Origin of the sequence: Sandarakinorhabdus sp. AAP62 (assembly GCF_000331225.1) — a bacterium.
Taxonomy (GTDB): domain Bacteria; phylum Pseudomonadota; class Alphaproteobacteria; order Sphingomonadales; family Sphingomonadaceae; genus Sandarakinorhabdus.
On sequence record NZ_ANFY01000020.1, the window covers coordinates 49,102 to 55,803 of the forward strand.

The window sequence follows — 6,702 nt, forward strand, 5'->3', positions numbered from 1 at the left end:
GACACATCAGCCACCCGGCCGACAGGTGTTGCTGACCTGCCCAGCTACGCAGCATCAGCCAGCGCGGTTTCACGCCGTGGCGGTCAGCCCAGCTCGGCCCGCGCCTTTTCCCAGTGCCGTCCGTCGTAGGCGCGGATGCGCGGCGCCACATCCTCCACCCCGTCCAGCGCCCGCCAGTTCACCGAATATCCGTGCGGATGCGAGCGTGGCACATAGAAGCTCTTGATGCCGCAGGTGCTGCAAAACAGATGCTGCGCCGTGCCGCTGCCCCAGCGATAATCACTGAGCGCATCGGTGCCGCGTTCCAGCGTGAAATCCGCCTTGTCGACAATCAGGTGCAGAAACCCGGTCTTGGCGCAGATCGAACAATTGCAATCGAGCAGTTCCGGCGGATCGGCAAAGCGCACCCGAAAATGCACCTTGCCGCAATGGCAGCCCCCGCTTGCTTCCCGCCCCCCATTTGCTTTCATCGTCATGGCGGGCACCTCACTGCAAAGCCGGCTGGGAATCAAGCCGCGATGGGCTTAGCCTGCCGCGCATGATCAATCTGCCCCTGCTCCCGGAACCCGGCCTGTCCGACACCGCGATCGCCGAACGGGTCGAAAATGTGCTGGCGACAGCAACACTGGCGGAAAAGGTCGCCATGATGTCGGGCCAGGGATTTTTCAAGCAATACAAGGCTGATGGCAAGGTCTGGGGCGCCTCGCCCTATCGCGCGGGCGGCGGCGTCGCACGGCTGGGAGTGCCGGCGTTCTTCTTCTCCGACGGTCCGCGCGGCGTCGCACGCGGGCAATCGACCTGTTTTCCCTGCACCATGGCGCGCGGCGCGACGTTTGATACCGATCTGGAACGCCGCATCGGTGAGGCCATGGCCATCGAACTGCGCGCCCAGGGTTGCAATCTTTCCGGCGCTGTCTGCATCAACCTGCTGCGCCACCCGGCCTGGGGCCGCGCGCAGGAAACCTATGGCGAGGATCCGCAGCACCTGGGCGCGATGGGCGCGGCCCTCGCCATCGGTCTGCAGGCGCACAATGTCTGCGCCACGGTCAAGCATTTCGCCCTCAACTCCATGGAAAACATGCGTTTCACCGTGGATGTGAGCATCGACGAGCGCGCGCTGCACGAAGTCTATCTGCCGCATTTCAAGACCGTGCTCGACGCCGGCTGCCGCAGCGTGATGAGCGCCTACAACAAGCTGAACGGCGAATATTGCGGCGAGAATCGCACGCTGCTCACCGATATCCTTCGCCACGAATGGGGCTTCACCGGCTTCGTGCATTCGGACTGGATCATGGGCGTTCACACCGTCTGGGGTGCCGCCGCCGGCCTTGACGTCGAAAATCCGGAACCGCGTGTGTGGGGCGAGAAGCTGCTCGCCGCTGTCGAGGCCGGGACCCTGGCCGCTTCGGTGGTCGACACGGCCTGCCGCCGCATCCTGACGACGCTCTACAGCCTCAGCAGCGCCGAAGACCCGTTGCCCGACTATCCGGAATCGCTGGTCGCCAGCCCGGCCCATGCCGCCCTGGCGCTGGAAGCGGCGGAAAAATCGGCCGTGCTGTTGAAGAACGACAGCGTGCTGCCGTTCGCGCCGGGCACCAGGCTGGCCGTGCTGGGTCGGCTGGCTGGAATCGCCAATACGGGCGACAATGGCTCGTCGCGGGTGCGCGCCCGTCATGTCGTGACCGCACTGGAGGGCCTGTCTGCGGTTAGCCAGGTGGTCACCGGCGACGAAGCCGATCTGGCTGCCGCCACGGCCGCCGCGCAGTCCGCCGATGCCGTCGTGGTGATCGCTGGCTACACCGCGCAGGAAGAAGGCGAATATATCCCCGGCGGCATCACGCTTGGCCAGGAGGGCGGCGGCAAGGACATTGGCGGCGACCGGTCCGACCTCGGTCTGCCGGCTGACCAGATCGCCCTGATCAAGGCAGCTGCAAGCGCTGGCAAGCCGCTGGTGGTGGTGATCGTCGCCGGGTCCGCCGTGCTGGTCGAACCCTGGCACGAACAGGCCGGCGCCATCCTGCAGAGCTTCTACAGCGGCCAGGCCGGCGGCACTGCGCTGGCACGTCTGCTGTTTGGGCAGGTTTCACCCTCGGGCCGGCTGCCGTTCACGGTGGCGCGCGATCCGGCGCATTATCCGCGGTTCGATCGCACGGCAGCAGCCATCACCTATGATCTTTGGCACGGCTATGCGCTGTTTGATTCCGCCGGCACGGCGCCGCGCTATGGCTTTGGCCATGGTCTCAGCTACACGCGCTTTGGCCTGCGGGCGCTGGCGCTGCGCCAATCCGGCAGCGCGCTTTTGATCAGTGTGGCGGTCAGCAACGACGGTGCGATGGCGGCCGAAACGCCGGTGCTCGCCTTTGTGACGTCGCCGCCCGGCCCTGTGGAACGCTGGCCGCGCAAGCTGGCGGCCTTCACCCGTGTTGCCCTGCAGCCCGGCGAAACCCGTATCGTGATGATGACGGTGCGGCTGGCCGATCTGCGCTGGCGCGGGGCAGGGCGCTGGCACTTCCAGCCGGGGGATCATGGCATCAGCGTCACCACCGGCGACGCCTTGTTGGCGCGCACGATCCGGATCGACAGCGATTAGGGGAATTTCCCGACATGACTCGGGGCGCTGACCTCGTGCAATTCATCAGTGGGCGTGCAGGATCTGCCGGTTGCGGGCAGTGCCGGCTTCCGTGCATCGGTCCGGGGCGCGGGCCACACCGTCAGGGGGCGGTGTCGAGCGCCCCGGACGCCCATCACCTGCCGATCAGGCTGGAGTCTTGAACTCGGCCACCTTGCTGTCACGCACGCCAACCGGCGCTGCGAGCACTTCCTGCAGGAACACGCCCTTGTTCACCGTGCTGGTGCGCGGATCGCCGGCCTGGCTGCGCACGGCGGGATCGGGTGTGTTGGCGCCGGCGCGATCCAGCAATTGCTGTTCGGCGGCGCTCTTCGGCGGCGGCTTCACGCCGGGGCCGAACAGGGCTTCCATGGCGGCGGCCTGGGAATCAACGCCCACGGCCCGTGGTGCGCCTGGCGTGGGCGGGGCCAGCGCGAAATCGGGCGGCACCACCAGCGGCGCGCCGCGGGCAATGGCCAGTTCATCCGGGCCACGGCCGCTCAGCTGGTTCCGCTTGCCGCCGCAGGCCGTCAGCGCCAGCGCACAAACGGTCAGGATCAACAGGTTACGCATCTTTCGTGTCCCTTTGTTCGGCGGGCTTGGCCAGCACGGCGCGGACCAGCAGTAAAATCACGCCCACTGTAATCGCCGCATCGGCAAGATTGAAGACCCAGAAACTATATTGCTGCCAGAAGAAGTGCAGGAAATCGACCACATAGCCAAAGCGCACCCGATCGAGGATGTTGCCGATCGCGCCGCCCAGCACCAGGCCCAGGGCCGCCACGTCCACGGGATGCTGTTCCCGGCGCAGCCAATTGGCCACGGCCAGCGCGATGCCTGCCGTGACAGCGGTGAGCAGCCAGCGCCCCAGATCGCTATCGGCCTGCAACATGCCCATGGACACGCCGATATTGCCCACGAAGGTCAGGCGGAAGAAGGGCAGCACATCGATGCCGCCGCGTTCCGGCAGGTGGATGATCTCCAGCACCCAATATTTGCTGATCTGATCAAGGATCAACACCACGAGGGCGAGAAGATAGCCGCGCTTAGCCATTTACCACCGCATCGCAGCGCCCGCACAGGCCGCTGTCGCTGTCCACATCAGGCAAGTGCCGCCAGCAGCGGGCACATTTGGCGTCGTCGGTCTTGCCCACGGTCAGCGCGTCGCTGGCGCCCTTCAGCAGGTCAACCCGGGCGACCAGCAGCAGTTCGGCCAGATCCAGCGACTGGCAGGCGACGAAATGATCCTCGTTGGTGGTCTCGATGCGCACGGCGGCTTCGAGGAAGCTGCCAATTTCCTTGGCGCGGCGCATTTCTTCCAGTTTCAGATAGACTTCTTCGCGTAACTTGCGCGCCAGAATGAACTGATTGGCCAGCGCTTCATCCTGCCAGGCGGCTTCGATCTCCGGCCATTCCAGCAGGTGCACGCTGCCCGCGTCGGGATAGCGCGTGCCCCACACTTCCTCTGCGGTGAACACCATCACCGGCGCCAGCCAGCGGGTGAGGGCGTGGAAGGTGATATCCAGCACGGAGCGCCAGGCGCGGCGCGTGGTTGATGCCGGCGCGTCGCAATAAAGGCTGTCCTTGCGCACATCCATGGCGAAGGCCGAAAGATCGTTCTGCACGAACTCGGTGATCAGGCTGGTGTAGCGGTTGAAATCATAGGCGATCACCGCCGCCTTCAATTCGGCCGACAGCAGGGCGAGGCGGTGCAGCACCCAGCGTTCCAGCGCCGGCATCTCCGCGACGGGCAGGCGTTCGTCTTCCGTCCAGCCATCAAGAGCGCCCAGCAAGTAACGGAAGGTATTACGCAATTTGCGATACTGATCGGCCACGCCCTTCAGGATCTCATCGCCGATGCGGTGATCCTCGGTGAAATCGACACTCAGCGCCCACAGCCGCAAGATGTCGGCGCCATAGGTTTTCATCACATCCAGCGGATTGATGGTGTTGCCTTCGGACTTCGACATCTTGCGCCCATTGGCATCCATGGTGAAGCCGTGGGTGAGGATGGCCTTGTAGGGCGCCCGGCCGCGCGTCGCGCAACTTTGCAGCAGGCTGGACTGGAACCAGCCGCGATGCTGGTCGCTGCCTTCCAGATAGAGGTCAGCCGGCCAGGCGTATTCCGGCCAGATGCCGCTTTCCAGCACATAGGCATGGGTGCAGCCGCTGTCGAACCACACGTCGAGAATGTCGGTGATCTGCTCATACTGGTCGACCCTGTCGCCCAGCAGTTCGGCGGCGAATTCCGGCGTCCAGGCGTCGACGCCTTCGGCCTTGAAGCGTTCCACGATCTTCTGATTGATCGCCTTATCAACAAGATATTCGCCGGTCTTGCGATCAACGAACAAGGTGATTGGCACGCCCCAGGCGCGCTGACGGCTCAACACCCAATCGGGGCGGCCTTCCACCATCGAACCGATGCGGTTGCGGCCCTTGTCGGGCGTGAACTGGGTGGCAGCAATGGCGGCAAGGGCGCGATTGCGGAGTGTGTCCGGGCTCGCTGCGCTCGCACCCTCCCCCAACCCCTCCCTTGCAGGGAGGGGGGCTTCTTCTCCCCTCCCTGCTTGCAGGGAGGGGCTGGGGGAGGGTTCGTGCCCCAAGGGCTTGTCCATCGGCACGAACCATTGCGGCGTGCAGCGGAAGATCACCTTCTTCTTCGACCGCCACGAGTGCGGATAGCTGTGCGCGAACGGTCCGGCAGAGAGCAGCGCCCCTGCCGCCTTCAGATCGCTGCAGATCGGCCCATCCGGGGCATTGAGATTGGGATTGATGACATTCTTCGCCTCGCCGCCCAGCCACAGCCAATCGGCGCGGTAACGGCCATCACCCTCCACGGCGAACACCGGCCGAAGAGGAAGATTCGGCGTGCCAAGCTCATCCGCCCATCGCCTGCACAAGGCGAAGTCATCTTCGCCGTGATCGGGAGCCATATGGACGAGCCCTGTGCCGGCATCGGTAGTAACAAACTCACCGGGCAGGAAGGGGCGAAGCTCGGCAAAGAAACTGCCGAGATGATGCATCGGATGGCGAACGAAGGCACCAGTGAATGCGTTAGGACCAACCTCAAGCTCTTCAACAAGGGAAAGGCCTGACCGTGAAGCGAACGCGCCTGCTAATGCGCGTGACAATACAAACAACCTTCCGTCATTCGAGCGAAAGGCAGCATAGCCGGCGTTGGTGGCTCCATTGAGACCATCGCTCAATGGAACATGATGGAAAAAGGGGTTAAAAGCGATGCCCTGGTTGACCGGGATGGTCCACGGTGTCGTCGTCCAGATGACGGCGTAGGCCCCCACCAGTTCCGGCGCGTTGGGCGCGTGCGTGATCTCGAACGCCACGTCGATCTGCGTGGAGGTGATGTCGTGATATTCCACCTCGGCATCAGCCAGCGCGGTCTTTTCCACGGGCGACCACATCACCGGCTTGGCGCCGCGATAGAGCTGGCCGCTCTCCGCCACCTTCAGCAGTTCAGAAACGATGGTCGCTTCCGACGCGAAGTCCATGGTGAGATAGGGTTTCTTCCAGTCGCCATTGATGCCCAGCCGCTGCAGTTGCTGGCTTTGCACATTCACCCAATGCTGCGCGTACGCCCGGCATTCGGCGCGGAAATCCTTCGCCGGCACATCATCCTTGTTCAGCTTCTTGGCGCGATAGGCCTCTTCCACCTTCCATTCGATGGGCAGGCCATGGCAATCCCAGCCGGGCACATAGGGTACATCCTTGCCGAGCAGCGACTGGGTGCGCACCACGGCATCCTTCAGCACGTGGTTCAGCGCGTGGCCGATGTGCATGTCCCCGTTCGCATAGGGCGGGCCGTCGTGATAGATGAACTTTTCCCGGCCGTTACGGGCGGCGCGCAGCTGCGCATAGAGATCGGCCGCCTGCCATTTCGCCAGAATTTGCGGCTCGCGCTCCGGCAGTCCGGCTTTCATCGGAAAGTCGGTTTTCGGCAGGAAAACGGTGGGGCGATAATCGGGCGCGGTCATGGTGCTCGCGGCTTTAGGGGATAGGCGAGCCTGTGTCACCTCTCCCCGTTGGGGAGAGGTCGAGAGACGCCGCAGGCGGCCCGGGAGAGGGGTGGCACAGGCGGG

5 protein-coding genes are annotated in these 6,702 nt (G+C 64.4%); 1 reads left to right on the forward strand and 4 read right to left on the reverse strand.

Features of this window, described 5'->3' with window-relative positions:
* Nucleotides 1-83 precede the first annotated feature (83 nt).
* A complete protein-coding gene (locus tag D619_RS0114875) occupies nt 84-419 on the reverse strand; it encodes a GFA family protein (RefSeq protein WP_243442658.1) in 336 nt (111 codons plus the stop codon).
* 119 nt (nt 420-538) lie between these two features.
* On the opposite strand from D619_RS0114875, the gene D619_RS16935 reads away from it, so the two are divergent.
* On the forward strand, nt 539-2,590 hold the full coding sequence (locus D619_RS16935) for a glycoside hydrolase family 3 C-terminal domain-containing protein (RefSeq protein ID WP_017669400.1): 2,052 nt from the start codon (nt 539-541) through the stop codon (nt 2,588-2,590).
* Nucleotides 2,591-2,755: 165 nt separating this feature from the next.
* On the opposite strand, the gene D619_RS0114885 is transcribed toward D619_RS16935, so the two are convergent.
* Genes D619_RS0114885 through ileS form a run of 3 tightly spaced genes read right to left on the reverse strand, consistent with a single transcriptional unit; the run spans nt 2,756 to nt 6,597 of the window.
* On the reverse strand, nt 2,756-3,181 hold the full coding sequence (locus D619_RS0114885; protein WP_017669401.1) for a DUF3035 domain-containing protein: 426 nt from the start codon (nt 3,179-3,181) through the stop codon (nt 2,756-2,758).
* Nucleotides 3,174-3,662, reverse strand: a complete 489-nt coding sequence (gene lspA / locus D619_RS0114890; RefSeq protein WP_017669402.1) for a signal peptidase II — start codon at nt 3,660-3,662, stop codon at nt 3,174-3,176. The genes D619_RS0114885 and lspA overlap by 8 nt, the downstream gene beginning before the upstream one ends.
* On the reverse strand, nt 3,655-6,597 hold the full coding sequence (ileS, locus tag D619_RS0114895) for an isoleucine--tRNA ligase (protein WP_017669403.1): 2,943 nt from the start codon (nt 6,595-6,597) through the stop codon (nt 3,655-3,657). Before ileS ends, lspA begins: the two co-directional genes overlap by 8 nt.
* Nucleotides 6,598-6,702: the final 105 nt, after the last annotated feature.

What these genes read in the sequence shown, in the direction of transcription:
- D619_RS16935 (WP_017669400.1), top strand. Translation starts at nt 539, where the DNA reads ATGATCAATCTGCCCCTGCTCCCGGAACCCGGCCTGTCCGACACCGCG.
- D619_RS0114885 (WP_017669401.1), bottom strand. Translation starts at nt 3,181, where the DNA reads ATGCGTAACCTGTTGATCCTGACCGTTTGTGCGCTGGCGCTGACGGCC.
- lspA (WP_017669402.1), bottom strand. Translation starts at nt 3,662, where the DNA reads ATGGCTAAGCGCGGCTATCTTCTCGCCCTCGTGGTGTTGATCCTTGAT.
- ileS (WP_017669403.1), bottom strand. Translation starts at nt 6,597, where the DNA reads ATGACCGCGCCCGATTATCGCCCCACCGTTTTCCTGCCGAAAACCGAC.